Below are 24,842 nucleotides of genomic sequence, written 5' to 3'. Positions count from 1 at the left end.
CTGGTCCCATGCATATGGTTGCGCTCGATCACCCGGCTCAATTCCGCACCGGCTTCCCGGTCTGCAGCATCCCCATGATCCGTTCCTGCGTCTTCTGCGTGCCGAGCAGGTCGACGAACGCACGACGCTCGAGCGTCAGCAGCCATTCTTCGTCGACGAGGCTGCCCGCTTCGACGTCGCCGCCGCACACCGCTTCCGCGATGCGGCTCGCGATCAGGTAATCGTGATCGCTGATGAAGCGGCCATCACGCATGTTGACGAGCGACGCCTTGATCGTCGAGATCGCCGAGCGGCCCGCAACCGGCACCTGCGTGACGCGCAGCGGCGGTCGGTAGCCCGACGCGGCCAGCGCGCGTGCTTCCTTCTTCGCGGTGTCGAGCAGTTCGAACACGTTGAAGACGATCGTGTCGGACGGCTTCAGGTAGCCCATCGCACGTGCGTCGAGTGCGGACGCGGAGACCTTCGCCATCGCCGCGTTCTCGAACGACTTCTGCACGAACTTCAGCAGATCGTTCGTCGCACCCGCCGCGCTCGCCGCATCCGCTGCGCGCAACGCCGCTTCCTTCAGACCGCCACCGGCCGGCACGAGGCCGACGCCCACTTCGACGAGGCCGATATAGCTCTCGATGTGCGCGACGCGCTTCGCGCTGTGCAGCACGAGTTCGCAGCCACCGCCGAGCGCGATGCCCGACACCGCCGCCACGACCGGCACGTTCGCGTACTTCACGCGCAGCATGCCTTGCTGGAATTTCTTCACGAACGGATCGATGCCCTTCGCACCGCCCATCATGAACGCAGGCATCGCTTCTTCGAGATTCGCGCCGGCCGAGAACGGACCGCCCGGCGTGCCGAGTTTCAGCGACGTCGGCTGCCACACGACGACTGCCTTGTACTCCTTCTCCGCGAGTTCGATCGCCTGCACCAGACCGTCGATCACGCCCGGGCCGATCGTGTTCATCTTGCTCTTGAACGACACGATCACGACGTCGTTTTCACCGGCACGATCGTCGAGCCATGCGCGCACGTGATCGGTTTCGAACAGCGTCTTGCCCCAGCTCTTCGGATCGGCGCCGGTCTCGCCGACGAGCGGCGCACGGAACACCTGACGGTCGTACACGGACAGCGACGAGCGCGGCACGAACGACTTCGTCGCCGGCGACCACGAGCCTTCGGCCGTGTGCACACCGCCCTTCTCGGCGACCGGGCCTTCGAGCACCCACGCAGGCAGCGGCACGTTCGCGAGCGCCTTGCCCGCAGCGATGTCTTCCTGCACCCACTCGGCGACCTGCTTCCAGCCGGCCGTCTGCCAGCCTTCGAACGGGCCTTCGTTCCAGCCGAAACCCCAGCGGATCGCGAGGTCGACGTCGCGTGCGTTGTCGGCGATGGATTCGAGATGCACCGCGATGTAGTGATACACGTCGCGGAAAATCGACCACAGGAACTGCGCCTGCGGATGCTCCGATTCGCGCAGCAGCTTCAGGCGTTCGCCTGCAGGACGCTTCAAGATGCGGCCGACCAGTTCGTCCGCCTTCGCGCCGCCGTCGACGTAAGTGCCCGTCTTCGGATCGAGCACCTTGATCGCCTTGCCTTCCTTCTTGTAGAAACCACCACCGGTCTTCTGGCCGAGCGCGCCTTTCTTCACGAGTTCGGCGAGCACGGCAGGTGTTTCGTAGACCGGGAAGAACGGATCGTCGGCGAGGGTGTCCTGCATCGTCTTGATCACGTGCGCCATCGTGTCGAGGCCGACCACGTCCGCGGTACGGAACGTCGCGGACTTCGCGCGGCCGAGGCGGCTGCCGGTCAGGTCGTCGACTTCATCGAAGCGCAGGCCGAACTTCGCGGCCTCGGTGATCACCGCGAGGATCGAGAAAATACCGACGCGGTTCGCGATGAAGTTCGGCGTGTCTTTCGCGCGCACGACGCCCTTGCCGACCACGCTGGTCAGGAAGGTTTCGAGCTGGTCGAGAATCTCCGGACGCGTCTGCGACGTCGGGATCAGTTCGACCAGATGCATGTAGCGCGGCGGATTGAAGAAGTGCACGCCGCAGAAGCGCGCCTTCAGTTCGTCGGAGAAGCCTTGCGACAGTTCGGTGATCGACAGGCCCGACGTGTTCGTCGCGAAGATCGCGTTCGGTGCGAGATGCGGCGAGACCTTCTTGTACAGGTCGTGCTTCCAGTCCATCCGTTCGGCGATCGCTTCGATCACGACGTCGCATTCGGCGAGCTTCTCGATATCGTCTTCGTAGTTCGCGGGCTGGATGTACTGCGCGTCGTCCTTCACGCCGAACGGCGCGGGCGACAGCTTCTTCAGATTCTCGATCGCCTTCAGCGCGATCCCGTTCTTCGGACCTTCCTTGGCAGGCAGATCGAACAGCAGCACCGGCACCTTGGCGTTGATCAGGTGCGCAGCGATCTGCGCGCCCATCACACCGGCGCCGAGTACGGCTACCTTGCGAATGATCAGATTGCTCACGTCGTTCCTCCAGCGGAATATACAAATGGAGCGGATTGGGGTGATCGGGTCGGCGAGCGGTGGGCGTGTGGTAAACGCTGATGTGCGGCACGGCTCGCCGTCACGCCTCGCCTTCAAGGCTCGCGACCGAAGCGCCGCGCGAATCCGCGCGGCGCCCCTTACGTCATTACGTCAGATTCAGAACAGCGCTTCGTCGACTTCCATCAGCGTCTTCGAACCGGCGCGTGCGGCGCGGATCGTCGATGCCGTTTCGGGCAGCAGTCGCGCGAAATAGAAGCGTGCAGTGGCGAGCTTCGACTTGTAGAACGGATCGCCGGACGCCTCTTTGTCGAGCGCGATGCGTGCCATCCGAGCCCAGAAGTACGAGAACACCAGATGACCGACGGTACGCAGATACGGCACCGAAGCCGCGCCGACTTCGTCGGGGTTCTGCATCGCCTTCATGCCGATTTCCATCGTCAGCTTCTGCACCTTGTCGCCGATGTCCGCGAGCGGATTGACGAACTCCTGCATCTCCGGCTTCACGCCTTCGGCTTCGACGAAATCCGACACGAGCTTGCCGAACTTCTTCAGCTTCGCGCCCATGTCGCCGAGCACCTTGCGGCCCAGCAGATCGAGCGACTGGATCGAGTTCGTGCCTTCGTAGATCATGTTGATCCGCGCGTCGCGCACGTACTGCTCCATGCCCCATTCGCTGATGAAGCCGTGGCCGCCGTAGATCTGCATCGCGTGGTTCGTGCCTTCGAACGCGTTGTCCGACAGGAACGCTTTCAGGATCGGCGTGAGCAACGCGACGAGATCGGCGGCTTCCTTGCGGACCGCTTCGTCGCTATGCGAGAACTCTTTGTCGATGTGCAGCGCCGACCAGTACGAGAACGCGCGCGCACCTTCCGCGTAGGCCTTCTGCGTGAGCAGCATGCGACGCACGTCCGGATGCACGATGATCGGATCGGCGGCCTTTTCGGGCGCCTTCGGGCCGGTCAGCGAGCGCATCTGCAGACGCTCCTTCGCGTAGACGAGCGAGTTCTGATACGCGACTTCGGTGAGGCCGAGGCTCTGCATGCCGACGCCGAGACGCGCGGCATTCATCATCACGAACATCGCGTTCAGGCCTTTGTTCGGCTCGCCGACGAGCCAGCCCTTCGCGTTGTCGAGATTGATCACGCAGGTGGCGTTCGCGTGAATGCCCATCTTGTGTTCGATCGATCCGCACTTCACGCCGTTGCGTTCGCCCGGCGCACCGCTCGCGTCCGGCACGAACTTCGGCACGACGAAGAGCGAGATGCCCTTGGTGCCCGGAGGCGCATCGGGCAGTCGCGCGAGTACGAGGTGGATGATGTTTTCGGCGAGATCGTGTTCGCCGCTGGAGATGAAAATCTTGGTGCCGCTGATCGACCAGGAGCCGTCGCCGTTAGGCTCGGCCTTCGAGCGCAGGATGCCGAGGTCGGTGCCGCAGTGCGGCTCGGTCAGGCACATCGTGCCGGTCCATACGCCCGATACGAGCTTCGGCAGATAAACCTGCTGCTGCTCCGGCGTGCCGTGCGCGTGCAGACATTCGTACGCGCCGTGCGACAGGCCGGGGTACATCGTCCACGCCTGGTTCGCCGAGTTCAGCATTTCATACAGCGCGTTGTTGACGAACGCGGGCAGCCCCTGGCCGCCGTATTCCGGATCGCAGCCGAGTGCGGGCCAGCCCGCTTCGACGTATTGTTTGTAGGCTTCCTTGAAGCCCTTCGGCGTGGTGACGACGCCGTCGCCCTGATACGTGCAGCCTTCCTGATCGCCGCTCTGGTTCAGCGGGAACAGCACCTCGGAGCAGAACTTGCCGGCCTCCTCGAGCACCTGGTTGATGGTGTCCGCGTCGAGATCGGCGTGCGTCGGCATCTGTTTGATCTCGGCTTCGACGTTGAGCAGTTCGTGCAACACGAATTGCATGTCGCGCAGCGGCGCGGCGTACTGTCCCATGACTCTCTCCAAAGGTGTTGATTCAAGCTCCGCCGCCGGCACGTTCAGCGCCATCTCACGATGGCTGGTCTCCTGCGCTAACGGCTTTCGCTTTGATACGAAACGATCAGTTTTTCCAGCGCGGCCCACGTAAGACGCACCGCATCCGGCAGATGCAGGAAACGCGCGTCGTGATGCAGACCGAGCGTGAAGCTATACAGTTCGAAGAGCATCAACTGCGGATCGGTGTCCTGGCGCAGATGCCCTTCTTCCATCGATTGAGAAATCGCACGCATCAACGCGGCGCGCCACATCGTGACGCTGGACACCAGCTGCTCGCGCACCTGGCTGTCCGCGCGGTCGTCGTATTCGACCGCACCGCTGATGTAGATGCAGCCCGTCGTGACTTCCTGGATGCGCTTCTCGATCCAGCGCGAGATCATCGCGCGCAAACGCGGCAAGCCGCGCGGTTCGCGCAGGCTCGGGAAAAACACCTCGTCTTCGAAACGACGGTGATATTCGCGAACCACTTCGACCTGTAGGTCTTCGCGCGAGCCGAAATGCGCGAACACGCCGCTCTTGCTCATCTGCATGCGCTCGGCAAGCAATCCGATCGTCAGACCTTCCAGTCCGTCGCGGCTTGCCAGATCGAGTGCTGCATCGAGAATCGCTACTCGCGTTTGTTCGCCTTTTCGCATAGCTCTTTTACCGTTCCAATGTGACCGAAATAAAATCGAACGGCCGTACTATTATTGGGTGCGACCGCCCGCGAAACAAGGACTTTATTAGAAACCGGTTTCTAACCGCGCTCCAATTCTGCGGCATCCCTGTGCCCGAAGCGGAGCGATTTTTTAGAGCCGTTTGCCTTCTTTGCCGGCGAGCACCGATGGATGATGGGCGCGGCTAGTCGTAGCCGCCCACCGTGAGGAGTTTCATCGCGGCCCGATACGCTGTGTAGGCCAGCCAGTTCACGAAGCGCTCGCCCGCGGGGCGGGCTTCGTAGTGCGCGAGATCGATGCTGCGGGATTCGCCATAAGCGGTGAGTATCGCGTCGCGCAATACGTCGATTTCCCTATGTTGCACGAGCATCACATTGGCTTCGTTGTTCAGCATGAGGCTCAGTGCATCGAGATTCGACGAGCCGATCGTCGCCCAGTTCGAATCGATCACCGCGACCTTGCCGTGCAGCATCGTCTTCTCGTACTCGGCGACCTTGACGCCCGCCTTGAGCAGCGAGCGGTACAGGAACGGCACCGCGTAATCGAGCGCCGCGAATTCCTTGCGACCGACCACGAGCCGCACATCGATCCCGCGCCGCGCCGCGAACACCAGCGCGCGACGCAGCTTGCGCCCCGGCATGAAATACGGATTGGCGAGCAGCACTTCCGAGCGCGACTGACCGATCGCTTTCAGATACGCCTTCTCGATCGCGCGACGGTTGATCAGGTTGTCGCGTGCGATGAACGCGACGCTCGGCTCGCCGTTCGCGCCCGTGTCCACGCGACGCGGATTGCGTCGCCGCCGGAGCAGGCCGCCGCGCGCACCGTCCTGCCGATCGAGATCGGGACGCAGCGCGTCGGCGCTGCGATGGCCCACGCGAATCCGCTGCCACTGCTGGTCGAGCGCATCGCGCACGTCGGCGACTACGGGGCCGTGCAGCTCGACCGCGAAGTCCCAGCGCGGATGCGGCAGCCGCGTGCCGTTCTGGTCGAAGTCGTCGACGATGTTGATGCCACCGCAAAATGCGTACGCGTCGTCGACGACGGCGAGCTTGCGATGGGTGCGCGAAAAACCGAAGCGTCCGAACAGATGCGGGTTGTAGATGCGGTGCTGGATGCCGGTCGGCGGCCATTCTTCGAACATTGGCAGGCGCGCGGTGCCGATGCCGTCGGTGATCACGCGCACGCGTACGCCGCGTTCGGCCGCGCGCTTCAGCGCATCCGATACGGCAACGCCCGCGCTGTCGTCGCAGAAGATGTAGGTTTCGAGCGCGACGTCGCGGGTCGCCGCATCGATGCGGGCGATCAGCGCTTCGAAAAACGCGTCGCCGGAGCGGAACAGCCGGACGTCGTTGCCGGCGGTGAAGCGGTATTTCGACCAGTAGCGCCGGCCGAACAGATTGCCGCGAAGCCGCGCGAAACGTCGCGAACCGCCGCTCATCGCGGACGTCCGTTGCGCTGCGCGTCGAGTCGCGCGGGTAATTGCAGGATTGCCTCGCGATTCGACGACGAGAAGCAGCGCGCCGCCGCTTCCTCGAACGGCAGCCACACGTATGCGGTGTGCTCGCGCGGCGAGAGGGTCACGTCGAGTCGACGCGGCACCTGCAGGCTGAACCAGTGCTCGGTATTGCGCGTGACGCCCTCCGCATAGCGATGGCGCCACACCGGATAGATGTCGTATTCGATCTGATGGTCCCAGTCGAGCAGCGCGTCGTGCGGCACGTCGACACTACCGACGACGATGCCGGTCTCCTCGGCAACTTCGCGCGCGGCGGTCAGCGCGAGCGGTTCGTCGAGCTGATCTTTCGAGCCCGTCACCGATTGCCAGAAATCGGGTCGGTCGGCGCGCTCGATGATCAGGACGTCGAGTTCGGGCGTGTGGATGACGACGAGAACGGATTCCGGAATCTTCGGCGGTTTCGGCATGGTGATCGAACGGAACACGTGGAGTACGCGAGGCGGGCGGTCGGCAGACCTGACGACTGTAACGCAAAAAACAGAAAAGGCGCGTGACGCGCCTTTTCGCTTATTGCTGTTTACTGCGGTCTGCTGCTGTTCGATGTTGCGAACCGGCCCGCCGTTGCAGCGAACCGCCTCGACATCAAGCTCACGAAGCCTTCGGTTCCGGCTGACGCAGGCGGATATGCAGCTCGCGCAGCTGGCGCTCGTCGACTTCGCTCGGCGCCTGCGTGAGCAGATCCTGCGCGCGCTGCGTCTTCGGGAACGCGATCACGTCGCGGATCGAATCGGCACCGGCCATCATCGTGACGATGCGGTCCAGACCGAACGCGATCCCGCCGTGCGGCGGCGCGCCGTATTGCAGCGCGTCGAGCAGGAAGCCGAACTTCGCACGCGCTTCTTCCGCGTTGATCTTCAGCGCGCGGAACACCTTGCTCTGCACTTCCTCACGGTGGATCCGCACCGAGCCGCCGCCTATTTCCCAGCCGTTCAGCACGATGTCGTACGCCTTCGCGAGACAGCGGCCCGGGTCCGTTTCGAGGTACTCGAGATGCTCGTCCTTCGGGCTCGTGAACGGATGATGCGCGGCGACGTAGCGGTTTTCCTCTTCGTCGTATTCGAACATCGGGAAGTCGATCACCCACAGCGGCTTCCAGCCGGTTTCGACGAGGCCGTTCGCCTTGCCGAATTCCGAATGACCGATCTTCAGACGCAGTGCGCCGAGGCTGTCGTTGACGACCTTCGCGCGATCCGCCGCGAAGAAAATGATGTCGCCGTCCTGCGCACCGGTGCGCTCGAGGATCGCCGCGATCGACGCGTCGTGCAGGTTCTTCACGATCGGGCTTTGCAGCCCGTCGCGGCCCTTCGCGACTTCATTGACCTTGACCCACGCGAGACCCTTCGCGCCGTAGATGCGCACGAATTCCGTGTAGCTGTCGATATCGCCACGCGACAGCTCGCCGCCCTTCGGCACGCGCAACCCTGCGACGCGGCCGTCCTTCGTGTTGGCCGGCGTGCTGAACACCTTGAAGTCGACGTCCTTCATCACGTCGGTCAGGTCGGTGAATTCGAGCTTCACGCGCAGGTCCGGCTTGTCCGAACCGAAACGCTGCATCGCTTCCGAGTACTTCATCACCGGGAACTTCGCGTCGAGTTCGACGCCGATCGTTTCCTTGAACACGTGACGCGTCATGTCCTCGAACAGATCGCGGATTTCCTGTTCGCCGAGGAACGACGTTTCGCAGTCGATCTGCGTGAATTCCGGCTGACGGTCCGCGCGCAGGTCTTCGTCGCGGAAGCACTTGACGATCTGGTAGTAGCGATCGAAGTTCGCGACCATCAGCAACTGCTTGAACAGCTGCGGCGACTGCGGCAACGCGAAGAACTGGCCCGGGTTCGTACGCGACGGCACGAGGTAGTCGCGCGCGCCTTCGGGCGTGCTCTTCGTGAGCATCGGCGTTTCGATGTCGATGAAGCCGAGCGCGTCGAGGTACTTGCGCACTTCCATCGCGACGCGATAGCGCAGACGCAGGTTGTGCTGCATCTGCGGACGACGCAGATCGAGCACGCGATGCGTGAGACGCGTGGTTTCCGACAGGTTGTCGTCGTCGAGCTGGAACGGCGGCGTAACCGACGCGTTCAGCACCGTCAGCTCATGGCACAGCACTTCGATCTTGCCGCTCTTCAGGCCCGCGTTGACGGTGCCTTCCGGACGGTCGCGCACGACGCCCTGCACCCGCACGCAGAACTCGTTACGCACGCCTTCGGCGGTCTTGAACATCTCGGCGCGATCCGGATCGCACACGACCTGAACGAGCCCTTCGCGATCGCGCAGATCGATGAAGATGACGCCGCCATGATCGCGGCGGCGTTGCACCCAGCCGCACAGCGACACGGTTTGGCCCAGCAGGTGTTCGGTCACCAGACCGCAGTATTCAGATCTCATCGACATGATGTTCGTCTTTCGTTTTGCATTGGTTGAACGGCGCGCGTCCGCGAACGGTGCGCGCCGGCATTACAGCGGAGGCTCGATGGTGTTGCGGCGTACCGGTGCCGGCTGCTGCGGCGCGGACGGTGCCACGACGCCCATCGAAACGATGTACTTGAGCGCCGCGTCGACCGTCATGTCCAGCTCGACGACTTCGCTACGCGGCACCATCAGGAAGAAGCCGGACGTCGGATTCGGCGTGGTCGGCACATACACACTGACGTGCGCTTCCTTCAGGTGATTGACGACGTCGCCGCCCGGAATACCGGTCAGAAACGCGATCGTGTACGAGCCCTTGCGCGGGTATTCGATCAGCAGCGCCTTGCGGAACGCGTTGCCGCTGCTCGACAGCAGCGTGTCCGACACCTGCTTGACGCTCGTGTAGATCGGCCCGACCACGGGGATGTGACGCACCAGCAGTTCCCACCACTTGACGAGCTTCTGGCCGACGAAGTTCTGCGTGAGCAGCCCGACGATGAAGATGAACGCCAGCGTCAGCACCGCGCCGAGACCCGGCAGACGGAAGCCGATTGCGCGCTCCGGTTGCCACGCGCTCGGCAGCAGCAGCAGCGTCTGATCCATCGTGCCGATGATGAGGCCGAGCACCCACAGCGTGATGGCGAGAGGCACCAGCACCAGCAGGCCAGTCAGGAACACCGATTTGAGCGTCGTTTTCTTCGTCGTCATGTGTACCGCCAGAAAACCGGCCCGGCGACACCGGGTTCGGTAGGGTTGCCGCCCGCGGGCGGCAGTGCTTCAGGTGCCGCCGGCACCGGTTGCAGGCGCGGCGGGCGTGGCGGCAGGCGTGGCGGCGGGAGCATCGGCGCTGCTGGAAGCGGATGAAGCGCCAGCCTCCGGCTTGCTGCCCATACCTTCCGTACCCTTCGTCGCGGCAGCATCGTTGCCGGACGACGCATTCGCGTTGTTCGTGCTATTCGATGCATTCGATCCGCCGCTGCGGAAATCGGTGACGTACCAGCCGGAGCCCTTCAGCTGGAAACCAGCGGCAGTCACCTGTTTGCGGAAGGTGGACTTGCCGCATTCGGGGCAGTCGGTCAGCGGCGCGTCGCTCATCTTCTGGAGGACGTCCTTCCCGAAGCCGCATGACTCACAACGATAAGCGTAGATCGGCATGTTTCTTTTCCCTGCGAAAATCCTGGAAACGCTTGCAAAGCCTTGAATTATAGCCGCAAACGACTCACGCCCCGTGGTTTTCGGGGGTCGGCGGCAAGCCCGGCCGTCGCCACCTTAAATGAGGGCGATCGCGCGGGATTTCAAGTTTCAGCGAGATTCGCGGCGCCGCCATGTCAGCCAGCGTTCGCGTCCCTCGAAGACGGGAATCGACCCAGTCACGGGCTGGTCTTCGATCAGTTCGAAAGACGGCGCGAGCAACTGCTCGAGTTCGGCGTGCGTCATGCCGAACGGTGGGCCCTTCGGCGTCTCGGCGATAAAAAAGAATCCCGCCAGCAATGCGCCCGGCGACGCGAGTTCGCTCATTCGCTGCGCGTACGGGGCGCGGCTCGCGGGCGGCAACGCGCACAGAAACGCGCGCTCGTAGATCCAGTCGGGTTCGAACGGCGGTCGGTACGCGAAGAAGTCGGCTTGCTCGACCACATCCGCGTGCGTGCCGAGCACTGCACGGGCCGCATCGACAGCTGCGGGGGAGAAGTCGATCGCGCGCACCTGACGACCGCGGCTCGCGAGCCACATCGCTTCCCATGCGCTGCCGCAGCCCGGAATCAGAACGGCCGCATCCGTGTGTCGCTCGGCGAATGCGTGGAACGCGGCGGGCACACCGGCCTGATCCCACGGCGTGTAACCGCGCTCGAAACGCTGGCTCCAGAACTCGGGGGAGCCGGGGTCGCGTGCGGTGAAAGCCGGTGGTGCAGCGGATGCGCCTGACGTGCCCGGTTCGGATGGATCGCTCATGAATCGGCTCCTTCGAAATGCGGTGGCTGGGTTGGCCCACCACCCGCCTTAGCCACCGTAGGCCAGCGCAAGCCACGTACGCGCGAGCACCGCGCCGACTCCGACCGCGATGCCAAACACCAGCAGCCCCTGCAGCAACCGGTTCGTGCGCTTCTGCTCGAGAAGAATCTGGCGGATCACATCGTCGCCCGGGCCGCGCTGCGCGTCGTGCCGCTCAGCCAGCACGTGATGGATCAGGCGCGGCAACTGCGGCAGCGTCTTGCTCCATTGCGGCGCTTCGATCTTCAGGCGCTCGTACCAGCCGCGCAAACCGATCTGCTCGTTCATCCAGCGTTCGAGGTACGGCTTCGCGGTCTTCCACAGATCGAGTTCGGGGTCGAGCGAACGGCCCAGCCCTTCGACGTTCAGCATCGTCTTCTGCAGCAGCACGAGTTGCGGCTGGATCTCGACGTTGAAACGGCGCGACGTGGAGAACAGCCGCATCAGCACCTGGCCCAGCGAAATGTCTTTCAACGCACGATCGAAGTACGGTTCGCAGACCGCGCGGATCGCGCTCTCCAGTTCCTCGACGCGCGTGGTCGCCGGCACCCAGCCCGACTCGAGGTGAAGCGTCGCGACCCGGTGATAGTCGCGCTTGAAGAACGCGAGGAAATTCTGCGCGAGGTAGTTTTTATCGAAGTCCGATAGCGCACCGATGATCCCGAAATCAAGCGCGATATAGCGGCCGAAATGCGCGGGATCGAGGCTCACCTGGATGTTGCCGGGGTGCATGTCCGCGTGGAAGAAACCATCGCGAAACACCTGCGTGAAAAAGATCTCGACGCCTTCGCGCGCGAGCTTCGGAATATCCACGCCCGCCGCGCGCAGCGTCTCGACCTGGCTGATCGGCACGCCGACCATCCGCTCCATCACGAGCACGGTCGGCGTGCAGAACTCCCAGTACATCTCCGGCACGAGCAGCAGATCGAGCCCGGCGAAGTTGCGACGCAGCTGGCTGCCGTTCGCCGCTTCGCGCATCAGATCGAGTTCGTCGTGCAAGTACTTGTCGAATTCGGCGACCACCTCGCGCGGCTTGAGCCGCTTGCCGTCTGCCCACAGACGCTCGGCCCACACCGCGATGTCGCGCAGCAGCGCGAGATCGGAATCGATCACCGGACGCATGTTCGGCCGCAGCACTTTCACCGCCACCGACTTGCCCGCGTGCTGCCCCGCCCTCACCTTCGCGAAGTGCACCTGCGCGATCGACGCGCTCGCCACCGGCACCCGCTCGAAATCGTCGAACAGCACGTTGACCGGCGCGCCGAGCGACTTCTCGATCAACCCGATCGCGACGTCGGAATCGAATGGCGGCACCTGATCCTGCAGCTTCGCGAGTTCGTTCGCGATATCGACCGGCAACAGATCGCGACGCGTCGACAGCACCTGTCCGAACTTCACGAAGATCGGCCCGAGGCTTTCGAGCGCGAGCCGCAACCGAACGCCCGGCGGCGCATCGAAGTGCCGGCCGATCGTCGTCACGCGCAACAGCAGACGCACGCGCCGGTCGTTGATACGACTCAGCATCATCTCGTCGAGACCGAAGCGGATGACCGTAAAGAAAATCTTGAGGAAACGCAGAAAACGCATGGTAGAGCCCGATGACTAGCGCGTGCCGCGCGACGTGGCGGCGCCGCCCGGCGCATTCGCGCCACGGGCTTCGACCTTCTGTTGCAGACGCTCGACGCGCTTTTCGACGCGTGCAAGCGCATCGCGGGTGCGGGCCAGCTCGTCGTTGAATTCGTCGAGCGCCGCGCGCCGGACGAGTTGCGGATCTTCGTCGAGCAGATATTCCGCGACCGAATCGAGCAGGTTGCGTCCGGTGCGACGCGCGTGTTCGCTGACCGAGCGCGCAGCCGTCGCGACGCGCCATGCGGGACCATCGCCGATCAGTCGCGCCAGGTCCTCTTCCGGTTCCCAGCGCAGATGCTCGGCCAGCTTCGCGATCGCAGTCGCGAACTCGGCGTCGCCTTCGATCTTCACGTGCTTCATCACCGCGGCCTGGCCGCCCTGCACGAACGCCGGCAACGCATCCGAAGCCACTGCGACCGTGACGTCGAACTGCTGTGTATCGCTTTCGTCGACGGCTGTGAGATAGCCGTCCGGCTGCACCAGCAGGATCATCGAAACAGGCGGACAGGAAAGCCGGGCGATCTTGCCGGCATAAGGAGCGAGGCGCTCGCGAGCCCACGATTCGCGGGCGAGCAGGTGATTGACGGCAGCAGCGAAGGGCTTGGCGGCGAGGGTCATCGGCAGTGGAAAGAAAAACCCGCGCCGGCCAGATGCCGACGCGGGTTCCTATTGTAACGTCCGTTCGCTTCCGGGCTGACTGTGCCGAACGGCCTGCCCGGGGCGGAGATCAGTGCTGGACGACTTGCTGGATGCCCGCGAGCAGCCAGCCTTCGCCGTTACGCGACGACTTCGACAGGTTCCACACTTCGACGAACGGCTCGGCCGAAGCACCCGCCGACTCGCGGATCAAACCGGAGAAACGCACGCTCGCGAGGTACTCGCCGCCGCGATCTTCAACTGCCAGCAGATCGGCGTTGAGCTGTACAACGTCGGTCTGGTTCGGCTGCGCGCCGCGCGAGTCCAGATCGACCTTCACCTCCGCGAACATCTCGGGCGTCGTGAATTCGCGGATGTCGTCCATGTTGCCTGCGTCCCAAGCAGCCTGGAGCCGCACGAAGTAGACCTTCGCGTTGCGCAGGAACGTTTCCGAATCGAAATTCGCGGGCACATCCGGCGTGACGTCAGTGGCCGACGCCGATAGCGGGCTCATCTGCTGCGCGGTGTAGCGCGGCTCCTGTCCATAACTGCCGCCCGCATTCAGCGACGGCGCGCCGCCCGCGTAAGCCGGCGTCGACGCATCGCGCCTGCGGTTCATGAAACGGCGGATCAACCAGATGGCCAGCATCGCGATCGCAGCGATCACGAGGAAGTTCGCCATCGCGCCGGCAAACGCCTCGCCAAGCCCGAAGTGCGACAGCAACGCGGCGATACCCAGACCGGCCGCGAGACCGGCGATCGGCCCGAGCCAGCGCGAGCGGTTAGGTGCGGCGGCGGCCGGCGCGGGCTGCGCGCCGCGCTGCGCCTGCGCTGCCTGGCCTTGCTGCTGCATCGGCTGGCCGGGCTGCTGCGCCGGCGGCGTCGCCTGGCGTTGCGTAACGGTCGACGACTGGCGGCCGATACTGCGGCTGCCGCCCATGCGGCGCGCCTCGGCATCGAGCGAAGCAAAGGTGGCCGCGATGATCAGACCAACCACCGCGAACGTGCCAACTCGCTTCGCCCACGAGGACGAAAGCTTTTTGGAAGGTGACGAACGCGCATCGGACATGATGAAAATCCTTTCAAAGACAATGGGTTGTGGACACTAATACTTTGTCCCCACGTGTAAGGCTACCACGCCAGCTGACAAATTGTAATATTTGACGCCGTCGAGGCCAGCTTGTTCCATCATCGTCTTTAAAGTTTCCTGGTCCGGGTGCATCCGGATCGATTCCGCAAGGTAGCGGTAGCTCTCCGCGTCCTTCGCAAAGCGCGCACCGAGCCACGGCAGCACCTTGAACGAATAGACGTCGTAGGCTTTTTTCAGCGGGTCCCACACTTTCGAGAATTCCAGCACCAGTAGCTTGCCGGCCGGTTTCAGCACGCGACGCATTTCGGCCAGTGCGGCGTCCTTATGGGTCATGTTGCGCAGCCCGAACGCGACGGTCACCACGTCGAAGTAGTTGTCCGGAAAGGGGATTTTTTCTGCGTCGCACAACAGCGCGGGTGTGATGACGCCCTTGTCGAGCAGCCGGTCGCGGCCGACGCGCAGCATCGATTCGTTGATGTCGGTCAGCCAGACCTCGCCGGTCGGGCCGGCCTGCTTCGCGAACGCCTTCGACAGATCGCCGGTGCCGCCCGCGATGTCGAGCACCCGGGAGCCCGGCCGCACGGCCGCCTGCGCGATCGTGAACGCTTTCCACGCGCGATGCATCCCGGCGGACATCAGGTCGTTCATCAGGTCGTAGTTCGACGCGACGGAGTGGAACACGCCCGCCACCTTCTGCGCTTTATCCTGTTCGTCGACTGTCTGGAAGCCGAAGTGGGTTTTGCTCATCGCGCTGGTTCCTTTCGCGTATTCTCGAATACTGGTTTGTTGCACCGCGTCGTCGCGGCGGTCAGGCTGGATCGTATCAGTGACGATGCCCGTGGGGGAGGCTCGCCGGAGCCATCGGCGCGTCGCGATCGACGCCGGCCACTTCCAGTTTGGCGAGGTATTCGTCCCAGAGTTCATCCTGACGGACTGCAAGGTCGTGCAGCAGATCCCACGAATAGATGCCGGTGGAGTGTCCGTCGGAGAACGTCGGCTGCAGCGCATAGTTGCCGACGCCTTCGAGCGCCGTGATCGTCACGTCGCGCTTGCCGGTCTGCAGCGTTTCCTGGCCCGGACCGTGGCCGCGTACTTCGGCCGACGGCGAACACACACGCAGCAGTTCGAACGGCACGCGATACACCGTGCCGTCCGCATACTGCAATTCAAGCACGCGCGATACCGCATGCACGACGACGCCGGTTGGCACCGGCGTGTCGCGAGTCAATCCAGTCATATCAGAACCTCAGACGAGAACCGCTTCAATTTCGGCGCGCACCGCGTCGCGCAGCAGCGTGGCCTGCGCACGTCGCGACGACAGCAGCGCTTCGGACACCGTGCGCTGGCGCGGTGCCCAGATCGGCAGCGGAAAATGGGTGTCGTTGGAAAAACGCGGGATCACGTGCCAGTGCACGTGCGGCACCTGGTTGCCGAGGCTCGCGAGATTCACCTTGACCGGCTGCAGCACGCGCCGGATCGCACGTTCGACCGCGTAGACCGCGCGCATCACGCGGTCGCGGTCATGCTCGGACAGATCCGAAAACTCGGCGACGTGCTCGCCCCAGATCACCCGGCAGAAGCCCGGATAGTCATGCTCATCGGTGAGGACGACACGCAGCGTGTCGTCCTTCCACAGCACATCACCGCCGTCTTCGCGGCAAAATACGCAGTCCATCTTCGCCCCCGGCAGATACGTAATGCGTGCAATTAGACCAGCACGCGCTCGATTCCGCCATTGTTGGCCCGCTGGACATAGTCGGCCATCCAGTTTTCGCCCAGCACATGGCGCGCGATCTCGACGACGATGTAGTCGGCTTCGATGTTCGCGTCCTCGTTGTAGCGGGACAGACCTTGCAGGCAGGACGGGCAGCTCGTGAGGATTTTCACGTCGGTTTTGCCTGCCGGAGCCGGAGCCCCAGCTTCCGCAACCGGTGCATTGACCACGCTCGCACCAGCCTGCCCCAGCACCGGAATATCCCGCAACTTCGCCGCGCCCTTGCGGATCTCTTCTTCCTTGCGGAAGCGCACCTGCGTCGACACGTCCGGCCGCGTCACCGCGAGCGTGCCCGACTCGCCGCAGCAACGGTCGTTCTTCTCGATCCGATAACCGTCCTTCTCCGCGCCCATCAATTCGTTGACGAGCTTCACCGGGTCCATCGTCTTGATCGGCGTGTGGCACGGGTCGTGATACATGTAGCGCGTACCGCTCACGCCATCGAGCCGGATACCCTTCTCGAGCAGGAACTCGTGAATGTCGATGATCCGGCAGCCCGGGAAAATCTTCTCGAATTCATAGCCCGACAGCTGGTCGTAGCACGTACCGCACGACACCACGACCGTCTTGATGTCGAGGTAGTTCAGCGTGTTCGCGACACGGTGGAACAGCACGCGGTTATCGGTGACGATCTTCTCGGCCTTGTCGAACTGACCCGAGCCGCGCTGCGGATAACCGCAGCACAGATAGCCCGGCGGCAACACGGTCTGTACGCCCGCTTCCCACAGCATCGCCTGCGTGGCGAGACCGACCTGCGAGAACAGACGCTCCGATCCGCAGCCCGGGAAGTAGAACACCGCTTCCGTATCAGCGGTCGTCGACTTCGGATTGCGGATGATCGGCACGATCTTGTTGTCTTCGATGTCGAGCAGCGCGCGCGCCGTTTTCTTCGGCAGATTGCCCGGCATCTTCTTGTTCATGAAGTGGATCACCTGCTGCGTGACCGGCGGTTTGCCGACCGTCGCCGGCGGGTGCGCCGTCTGCTTCTTCGCGAACTTCTTCAGTACGTCGTTGCCGAGCCGCTGCGCCTTGTAGCCGATCCCCATCATCGCGGTGCGCGCGAGGTTGATGGTCTGCGGATTGGTCGCGTTCAGGAAGAACATGCCGGCCGCGTTGCCCGGATTGAATTTCTTCTTGCCCATCTTGCGCAACAGGTTGCGCATGTTCATCGTCACGTCGCCGAAGTCGATCTTGACCGGACACGGCGTCACGCACTTGTGGCACACGGTGCAGTGATCGGCGACGTCGTTGAACTCGTCCCAATGCTTGATCGACACGCCGCGGCGCGTCTGCTCTTCGTACAGGAACGCCTCGACCAGCAGCGATGTAGCGAGAATCTTGTTGCGCGGGCTGTACAGCAGGTTCGCGCGCGGCACGTGCGTCGCGCAGACCGGCTTGCACTTGCCGCAACGCAGGCAGTTCTTCACCGAATCGGCGATCGCACCGATGTCGGACTGCTGCATGATCAGCGATTCGTAGCCCATCAGCCCGAAGCTCGGCGTGTACGCGTTGCGCAGATCCGCGCCTTCGAGCAGCTTGCCCGCGTTGAAGCGGCCGTGCGGATCGACGCGCTGCTTGTACGCGCGGAATTCGCCGATCTCGCTCTCCGTCAGAAACTCGAGCTTCGTGATGCCGATGCCGTGCTCGCCGGAGATCACGCCGTCGAGCGAACGCGCGAGCTTCATGATCCGCGCGACTGCCGTGTGCGCGTCCTGCAGCATCTCGTAGTTGTCGGAGTTGACCGGCAGATTCGTGTGCACGTTGCCGTCGCCGGCGTGCATGTGCAGCGCGACGAACACGCGGCCACGCAGCACCTTTTTATGGATGGCCTGCGCTTCCTCGAGGATCGGCTTGAACTCGCCGCCGTTGAAGATCTGCCGCAGTTCCGCGCGAATTTCCTGCTTCCACGACACGCGCACCGTGCGGTCCTGCGTGACGTGGAACACGATCGCGTCGGGCTGCGCATCGGCACGGTCCGCGAACTTTTCGGCGAGCGCCTCGTAGCCTAGCTGCACCATGTAGTGCTGCGCTTCGCGCAACGGCATGTCGAGCTTGTCGCGCAGGAACTCCCAGCGCGCGCGTACCGCCTTCAGCAGATCGAGCGCCTGTTGCACGCGATCTTCGAGCAGTTCGGCGCTCGGAATTTCGTTCGCGTCGTCGCTCTTGCCGAGCGGCAGCTTGCCGGCCTTGAAGAACGCTTCAAGCGCATCGACCAGCTGCAGCTTGTTCTTGATCGACAGCTCGATGTTGATCCGCTCGATGCCGTCGGTGTACTCACCCATCCGGTTCAGCGGGATCACGACGTCTTCGTTGATCTTGAACGCGTTCGTGTGCTTCGCGATCGCGGCCGTGCGGCTGCGGTCGAGCCAGAAGCGCTTGCGAGCCTCCGCGCTGACCGCGACGAAACCCTCACCGCTCTTGCCGTTGGCCATCCGCACGACCTCGGAGGTCGCAGCAGCCACCGCGTCCGCATCGTCGCCGACGATGTCGCCGATCAGCACCATCTTCGGAAACGCGTTGCGCTTGCTCTTCGTCGCATAGCCGACCGCGCGCAGATAGCGCTCGTCCAGATGCTCGAGGCCCGCGAGAATCGCGCCGCCCTGCTTCGACGTTTCGAACAGGTAATCCTTGATTTCGACGATGCTCGGAATCGCGTCGCGCGCCTGGCCGAAGAATTCGAGGCACACCGTGCGCGTATGCGCGGGCATCTTGTGCAGAATCCAGCGCGCCGACGTGATGAGCCCGTCGCAACCTTCCTTCTGCACGCCCGGCAGACCGGCGAGGAACTTGTCGGTCACGTCCTTGCCGAGCCCTTCCTTGCGGAACCGGCGACCTTCGATTTCGAGCGGTTCGGTACGCAGCAGCTTTTCGCCCGGCGCGTATTCGCCGTCGAACCACTTCAGTTCGAAACGCGCGACCGCGATATCGTGAATCTTGCCGAGGTTGTGATCGAGCCGCGTGACTTCGAGCCAGTTACCTTCCGGATCGACCATCCGCCACCACGCGAGATTGTCGAGTGCGGTGCCCCACAGCACGGCCTTCTTACCGCCCGCGTTCATCGCGACGTTACCGCCGATACACGATGCGTCGAGCGACGTCGGATCGACCGCGAACACGTAGCCCGCATGCTCGGCCGCCTCGGTGACGCGACGCGTGACGACGCCCGCGCCCGAATAGATGGTCGGCACCTTGTGCGCGACGCCCGGCAGATCCGTCAGTTCGACGGCGCCGAGTTGTTCGAGCTTTTCGGTATTGATGACAGCGGAAAACGGCGTGAGCGGCACTGCGCCGCCCGTGTAGCCGGTACCGCCTCCACGCGGAATGACGGTCAGCCCGAGTTCGAAGCAGGCCTTGATGAGCCCGGCGATCTCGGCTTCGCTATCCGGCGTCAGCACGACGAACGGGTACTCGACGCGCCAGTCGGTCGCATCGGTGACGTGCGACACGCGTGACAGCCCGTCGAACTTGATGTTGTCCTTCTGCGTGCGGCGACCAAGCGCTTTGGTCGCACGGCGACGCAGTTCCGCCATCTTGTCGAACTCGCCGGCGAATGCGTCGATCGCGCGGCGCGCGGCCAGCACGAGCGTTTCGACGCGTGCCGAGCGGCCGACACCGGCTTCGTCGGCGTGTTCGGTCAGATCGGCGCGACGGCGCTTTTCGATTTCGGCGAGACGGTGATGCAGCGCTTCGATCAGCAGCGCGCGACGCTTCGGGTTGTCGAGCAGATCGTCCTGCAGATACGGATTGCGGCGCACGACCCAGATGTCGCCGAGCACTTCGTAGAGCATCCGTGCCGAGCGGCCGGTGCGGCGTTCGGCGCGCAGTTCGGCGAGCGCCGACCACGTTTCGTCGCCCAGCAGACGAATGACGATTTCCCGATCGGAAAACGACGTGTAGTTGTAGGGAATTTCGCGCAGGCGCGGTTCGGGATCGGCGACCACCGCAGCGGCGGCGCCGTGCGGATCGAAAACTTGAGGTGCGTTCATGTTTGGACGACTCGGTGGGTCAGCGCGCGCGTTCGATGGAACGCCGGCTGACGGTGCGCGTGGGGCGCAATGCTGGAAATCTTCTTCTCTGGGAGCGAAGCCTCTGCCGACGGACGACACACGCCGGCCGCTTCGCGGCGCTCAGATGACGCTACACGATCGTCCGTGACGCACATGCCGCTGCGCCGCGGGGCGAGACTCACGCGGTGCGGGCATCAAATGGGCGATCCGAGGCTGCCAGTGCATCTTCCGGTCCTTGTTCCAAAATCGGATTCTACCGCAGGATCGGCGACGCCGCCGGGGCTTGCACTGCGCTGCAACAGGCGTTTGCGGCCTGTGTGGAGGCGCCCTGCGTGTGAATTCGGCGACCGGACGGTCGGCTTTGAATGATCAGACGATCGTGCAGTGAGCGTGTGTCGGGCGCGTGTCGTTGCGTGCGTTCGACGCATTGCGGGTCTTGCGCCGATTCGATGCACGGGAACCCGTCGGCGGCGTACTCGTGCCTTCCGCGTGCGGTTCAGCGCGTGACCCGTTGGCGCTATCATTGTCCCTTTCCCGCCTTTTCGAACGCTTCCCGCGCGACCTGCATGGCCTCTCTCGACTACCTGAAAAAAATCCTCACCGCGAAGGTGTACGACGTGGCCCGCGAGACGGAGCTGGAGCCTGCGCGTGCGCTGTCGGCGCGACTGGGCAACACGGTCTATCTGAAACGCGAGGATAACCAGCCGGTGTTCTCGTTCAAGCTGCGCGGTGCGTATAACCGGATGGCTCACATCGCCCCCGATGCGCTCGCACGTGGCGTGATCACTGCGTCGGCGGGCAATCATGCGCAGGGCGTCGCGCTATCGGCGGCTCGCATGGGTGTGAAGGCAGTCATCGTGGTGCCGGTCACCACGCCGCAGTTGAAGGTCGACGCGGTGCGCGCGCATGGCGGTCCGACCGTCGAGGTCGTGCAGATCGGCGAGTCGTACAGCGATGCGTACGCACACGCGCTGCAATTGCAGCAGGAGCGTGGCCTGACCTTCGTCCATCCCTTCGACGATCCGCACGTGATCGCCGGTCAGGGAACGGTCGCGATGGAAATCCTCAGCCAGCACCAGGGACCGATCCACGCGATCTTCGTGCCGATCGGAGGCGGTGGGCTCGCGGCGGGGATCGCCGCGTACGTCAAGGCGGTGCGTCCCGAGATCAAGGTGATCGGTGTGCAGACAGAAGACTCGTGTGCGATGGCGCAGTCGCTGAAGGCAGGCGAGCGCGTCACGCTTGCAGAAGTCGGTCTGTTCTCCGATGGCACCGCCGTCAAGCTCGTCGGCGAGGAAACGTTCCGGCTATGTCAGGCGTATCTGGACGACGTACTGGTGGTTGACACCGACGCGCTGTGCGCTGCGATCAAGGATGTGTTCCAGGACACGCGGAGCGTGCTTGAGCCGGCCGGTGCCTTATCGGTGGCAGGAGCCAAACAGTACGCAGAGCGCGAGGGGATCGAAGGCCAGACGCTGGTGGCCGTCACCTCCGGCGCGAACATGAACTTCGACCGGATGCGCTTCGTCGCGGAGCGTGCGGAAGTGGGTGAAGCGCGCGAGGCGGTGTTCGCGGTGACGATCCCCGAAGCACGCGGCAGCTTCCGGCGTTTCTGCGAACTGGTCGGCAGCACGCGCAGCGTCACGGAATTCAACTACCGGATCGCCGATGCGCAGGCCGCCCACATCTTTGTCGGCGTGCAGATCCGCAACCGCGAGGAGCCGGCGCAGATCGCGGCGAGCTTCGAGGCGCACGGCTTTGCGACCGTCGACCTGACGGGAGACGAACTGTCGAAGCAGCACATCCGCTACATGGTGGGCGGACGCTCGCCGCTCGCACGCGATGAGCGGCTGTTCCGCTTCGAGTTTCCGGAGCGCCCGGGCGCGCTGATGAAGTTCCTGTCGTCGATGGCGCCGGACTGGAACATCAGCCTGTTCCACTATCGCAATCAGGGCGCGGACTACAGTTCGATCCTGGTGGGCATCCAGGTGCCGGACACCGATCACGCCGAATTCGTCCGCTTTCTCGCGACCCTCGGTTACCCGTACTGGGAAGAGAGCGACAATCCGGTGTACCGGTTGTTTCTTATCTGACCGCAACCCCGCTTCAGGAGCCGCTGTCTCATGCCGTTCTCGCTCGAAGACAAACTGGTCGTCGCGATTTCGTCGCGTGCGCTGTTCGATTTCGAAGAGGAGAATCGCGTCTACGAGGAAGGCGATCTGCAGGCGTATGAAGCGCTGCAGCGCGCACGTCTGAACGTGCCGGCGAAGCCCGGCGTCGCGTTTCCGTTGATCCGCAAACTGCTCGCGCTGAACACCGGCGAGCATCGCGTCGAGGTCGTGATCCTGTCGCGCAGCGATCCGATCAGCGGGTTGCGCGCATTCAGTTCGTGTCGCGAGCATGGGCTCACCGTCGAGCGCGGCGTGTTCACGCGCGGGCGGCCGCCATTTTCTTATCTGAAACCGCTCAACGCGTCGCTCTTTCTGTCCGCGAATCAGGACGACGTGCGCGACGCGCTGGCCGCCGGTTTCGCGGCCGCGCGCGTGCTGCCGCAGTCGGCGAAAATGGCGGGCAAGTATCCGGACGAAATCCGTATCGCGTTCGACGGCGATGCCGTGCTGTTCTCCGACGAAGCCGAGCGCATATTTCAGAAGGACGGTCTGCGCGCATTCATCGGTCACGAGATCGACAACAAGGATCTGCCGCTCGCCGACGGACCATTGAAGCCGCTGCTCGAGGCATTGCACCGGCTGCAGAATCTCGCGGGCGACGCGTCGCCGATGCACATCCGCACCGCGCTCGTCACCGCGCGCTCGGCACCCGCGCACGAACGCGCGATCCGCACACTGATGGCATGGAACATCGAAATCGACGAAGCGATGTTCCTCGGCGGCCTCGACAAAGGCGCGTTCCTGCGTGAGTTCGAGCCGGACTTTTTCTTCGACGACCAGATCAGTCACTGCGAATCGGCCCGCGTCGTCACCGCGACCGGGCACGTCTTGAGTGGCATCGTGAACGCACCATGAATCCCGAACAATCGCCGCTCGGCAAACCCTCCGCTTACCTCGAACAGTACGACGCGAGCCTGCTGTTTCCGATCGCGCGCCGCAACGCGCGCGAACAGATCGGCATCGGCGCGCAGTTGCCGTTCTTCGGCAGCGACATCTGGAATGCGTACGAACTGTCGTGGCTGAACACGCGCGGTAAGCCGCAGATCGCCGTCGCCACGTTCTACGTGCCCGCCGATTCCGCGAACATCGTCGAATCGAAATCGTTCAAGCTGTACCTCGGATCGTTCTCGCAGACCACGTTCGATTCGATCGAGACCGTGCGCGACACAATCCGCCGCGATGTGTCGGCGGTCTGCGGCGCGACCGTGTCGGCGCATCTCGCCCCGCCGGCCGAGTTCGGCAAGCTGCAACTGGAGGAATTCGACGGGCTGTCGCTCGACCGGCTCGATCTCGACACGGACGTCTATCATCCGGACGCATCGCTGCTGAAGGCTGCGCTCGATGAATCGCCAGTCGAAGAAACGCTGTATTCGAATCTACTGAAATCGAACTGCCCGGTGACGGGTCAACCGGACTGGGGCAGCGTGCAGATTCACTATGCAGGTCCGCAGATCGATCACGCGGGGCTGCTGCGCTACATCATTTCGTATCGGAATCACACTGGCTTTCACGAGCAGTGTGTCGAGCGGATCTTTATCGATATCGCGCGGCAATGTCAGCCGCTCAAGCTCGCGGTCTACGCGCGTTATACGCGGCGTGGCGGGCTGGATATCAATCCGTTTCGGACGAACTACAACCTGCCGATGCCGGATAACCTCCGCACCGCGCGGCAATAGACGTCGTCATACCGCACCGCGAACGCTGTTCCCGGTGCGATAGTTCAGTCGGGTAATTCAGCCGCGCCCATCCGGCGCGCGATCACACGGGACCGTTGCGTCAGATACGCGGAACCGCGATGCTCATCGAAGTACTTCGGCCGCGGCAGCATCACCGCGAGCCGCGCCGACTGCCAGCCCGTCAGCTTCCCCGCCGACGTCCGGTAGTAGTAGTGCGCGGCTGCCTCTGCGCCATACACGCCATTGCCCCACTCGACCGAATTCAGATAGATCTCGAAGATCCGCTCCTTGTCCATCAGGGTCTCGAGCATCCACGTGATGATCAGCTCCTGGCCCTTGCGGATGTAGCTCTTCTCGCGCGACAGGAACAGATTGCGCGCGAGCTGCTGTGTAATCGTCGAACCACCGCGGACGATCTTGCCGCGCGACTTGTTCTTCTCCCATGCCTGCAGGATCGCGTCGGTTTCGTAGCCGTTGTTGTTGACGAAGTTCGCGTCCTCGGACGCGATGATCGCGCGCTTCAGGTTGTGCGAGATCTGGTCGTACGGTATCCACGTGTGCTGGATCGACAGATCGGGGCGGTCGTCGGACAGACGCCACGCGTCCGAGCGCATGAACGCAGTCGAGCGCGGATTCACGTAATTCCAGATCGCGATCTGCGCGAAGTAGAACGCCTGCGTCGCGATCCACGCCAGCGCGAATACCGCGACGACGTAGACGAGCCAGCGGAATGGGCCTGGTCGGTGTGCTCGTGCGGTTGTTGTCATGACGTTCACCTTTTGTCGACCCGAGTTAGCGCTTTAGCGCTT

20 protein-coding genes are annotated in these 24,842 nt (G+C 63.7%); 3 read left to right on the top strand and 17 right to left on the bottom strand.

Annotated features, from left to right (window positions below; all coding sequences use genetic code 11):
• Positions 1–37: 37 nt before the first annotated feature.
• The 16 genes from E1748_RS11780 to E1748_RS11705 all read right to left on the bottom strand — a co-directional run bounded on the left by E1748_RS11780 (position 38) and on the right by E1748_RS11705 (position 20,165).
• Positions 38–2,473 carry a 3-hydroxyacyl-CoA dehydrogenase/enoyl-CoA hydratase family protein gene (locus E1748_RS11780; RefSeq protein ID WP_133647425.1) on the bottom strand — a complete coding sequence of 812 codons (2,436 nt, stop codon included), beginning with the start codon at positions 2,471–2,473 and terminating at the stop codon, positions 38–40.
• Positions 2,474–2,650: 177 nt separating this feature from the next.
• Positions 2,651–4,438, bottom strand: a complete 1,788-nt coding sequence (locus E1748_RS11775; RefSeq protein ID WP_133647424.1) for an acyl-CoA dehydrogenase C-terminal domain-containing protein — start codon at positions 4,436–4,438, stop codon at positions 2,651–2,653.
• A 77-nt stretch (positions 4,439–4,515) separates the two neighbouring features.
• Positions 4,516–5,115, bottom strand: coding sequence for a TetR/AcrR family transcriptional regulator (locus tag E1748_RS11770; RefSeq protein WP_133647423.1), 600 nt, complete (start codon positions 5,113–5,115; stop codon positions 4,516–4,518).
• 205 nt (positions 5,116–5,320) lie between these two features.
• Complete coding sequence (locus E1748_RS11765) at positions 5,321–6,577, bottom strand: phospholipase D-like domain-containing protein (RefSeq protein ID WP_133647422.1); 1,257 nt, start codon at positions 6,575–6,577, stop codon at positions 5,321–5,323.
• The gene (gene nudB, locus E1748_RS11760) at positions 6,574–7,062 is read right to left on the bottom strand and encodes a dihydroneopterin triphosphate diphosphatase (RefSeq protein ID WP_133647421.1); all 489 of its coding nucleotides are present in this window, start codon (positions 7,060–7,062) and stop codon (positions 6,574–6,576) included. Before nudB ends, E1748_RS11765 begins: the two co-directional genes overlap by 4 nt.
• Before the next feature lie 181 nt (positions 7,063–7,243).
• Positions 7,244–9,046 (bottom strand): aspartate--tRNA ligase, encoded by a 1,803-nt coding sequence (aspS, locus tag E1748_RS11755; RefSeq protein ID WP_133647420.1) that lies wholly within the window; start codon positions 9,044–9,046, stop codon positions 7,244–7,246.
• Positions 9,047–9,109: 63 nt separating this feature from the next.
• Positions 9,110–9,769 carry a DUF502 domain-containing protein gene (locus E1748_RS11750; RefSeq protein WP_133647419.1) on the bottom strand — a complete coding sequence of 220 codons (660 nt, stop codon included), beginning with the start codon at positions 9,767–9,769 and terminating at the stop codon, positions 9,110–9,112.
• 69 nt (positions 9,770–9,838) lie between these two features.
• Entirely contained in the window at positions 9,839–10,216 is a 378-nt protein-coding gene (locus E1748_RS11745; RefSeq protein WP_133647418.1) for an FmdB family zinc ribbon protein, read from the bottom strand.
• A 147-nt stretch (positions 10,217–10,363) separates the two neighbouring features.
• Positions 10,364–11,011: a methyltransferase domain-containing protein gene (locus tag E1748_RS11740; RefSeq protein ID WP_133647417.1), complete on the bottom strand. Its 648-nt coding sequence runs from the start codon at positions 11,009–11,011 to the stop codon at positions 10,364–10,366.
• Positions 11,012–11,059: 48 nt separating this feature from the next.
• Positions 11,060–12,637 (bottom strand): ubiquinone biosynthesis regulatory protein kinase UbiB, encoded by a 1,578-nt coding sequence (ubiB, locus tag E1748_RS11735; RefSeq protein WP_133647416.1) that lies wholly within the window; start codon positions 12,635–12,637, stop codon positions 11,060–11,062.
• Between the two features lie 15 nt (positions 12,638–12,652).
• Complete coding sequence (locus E1748_RS11730) at positions 12,653–13,297, bottom strand: ubiquinone biosynthesis accessory factor UbiJ (protein WP_133647415.1); 645 nt, start codon at positions 13,295–13,297, stop codon at positions 12,653–12,655.
• A gap of 109 nt (positions 13,298–13,406) precedes the next feature.
• Entirely contained in the window at positions 13,407–14,384 is a 978-nt protein-coding gene (locus tag E1748_RS11725; RefSeq protein WP_133647414.1) for a Tim44 domain-containing protein, read from the bottom strand.
• Between the two features lie 36 nt (positions 14,385–14,420).
• On the bottom strand, positions 14,421–15,152 hold the full coding sequence (ubiE, locus tag E1748_RS11720; protein ID WP_133649325.1) for a bifunctional demethylmenaquinone methyltransferase/2-methoxy-6-polyprenyl-1,4-benzoquinol methylase UbiE: 732 nt from the start codon (positions 15,150–15,152) through the stop codon (positions 14,421–14,423).
• Positions 15,153–15,228: 76 nt separating this feature from the next.
• On the bottom strand, positions 15,229–15,642 hold the full coding sequence (locus tag E1748_RS11715; RefSeq protein WP_133647413.1) for a gamma-butyrobetaine hydroxylase family protein: 414 nt from the start codon (positions 15,640–15,642) through the stop codon (positions 15,229–15,231).
• Between the two features lie 9 nt (positions 15,643–15,651).
• Positions 15,652–16,080: an HIT family protein gene (locus E1748_RS11710; protein ID WP_133647412.1), complete on the bottom strand. Its 429-nt coding sequence runs from the start codon at positions 16,078–16,080 to the stop codon at positions 15,652–15,654.
• 32 nt (positions 16,081–16,112) lie between these two features.
• The gene (locus tag E1748_RS11705; protein WP_133647411.1) at positions 16,113–20,165 is read right to left on the bottom strand and encodes a DUF3683 domain-containing protein; all 4,053 of its coding nucleotides are present in this window, start codon (positions 20,163–20,165) and stop codon (positions 16,113–16,115) included.
• Positions 20,166–20,752: 587 nt separating this feature from the next.
• Here E1748_RS11705 and ilvA point away from each other — a divergent pair.
• The 3 genes from ilvA to queF are packed head-to-tail and all read left to right on the top strand — an operon-like array spanning position 20,753 to position 24,033.
• On the top strand, positions 20,753–22,279 hold the full coding sequence (ilvA, locus tag E1748_RS11695; protein ID WP_133647410.1) for a threonine ammonia-lyase, biosynthetic: 1,527 nt from the start codon (positions 20,753–20,755) through the stop codon (positions 22,277–22,279).
• 30 nt (positions 22,280–22,309) lie between these two features.
• On the top strand, positions 22,310–23,212 hold the full coding sequence (locus E1748_RS11690; protein WP_133647409.1) for a 5'-nucleotidase: 903 nt from the start codon (positions 22,310–22,312) through the stop codon (positions 23,210–23,212).
• Entirely contained in the window at positions 23,209–24,033 is an 825-nt protein-coding gene (gene queF / locus E1748_RS11685; RefSeq protein ID WP_133647408.1) for an NADPH-dependent 7-cyano-7-deazaguanine reductase QueF, read from the top strand. The genes E1748_RS11690 and queF overlap by 4 nt, the downstream gene beginning before the upstream one ends.
• A gap of 44 nt (positions 24,034–24,077) precedes the next feature.
• On the opposite strand, the gene mtgA is transcribed toward queF, so the two are convergent.
• Positions 24,078–24,800: a monofunctional biosynthetic peptidoglycan transglycosylase gene (mtgA, locus tag E1748_RS11680; protein WP_133647407.1), complete on the bottom strand. Its 723-nt coding sequence runs from the start codon at positions 24,798–24,800 to the stop codon at positions 24,078–24,080.
• Positions 24,801–24,842 lie beyond the last annotated feature (42 nt).

Source organism: Paraburkholderia flava (genome assembly GCF_004359985.1).
Lineage (GTDB): Bacteria > Pseudomonadota > Gammaproteobacteria > Burkholderiales > Burkholderiaceae > Paraburkholderia > Paraburkholderia flava.
This window is presented reverse-complemented; position numbering and strand designations above follow the sequence as displayed.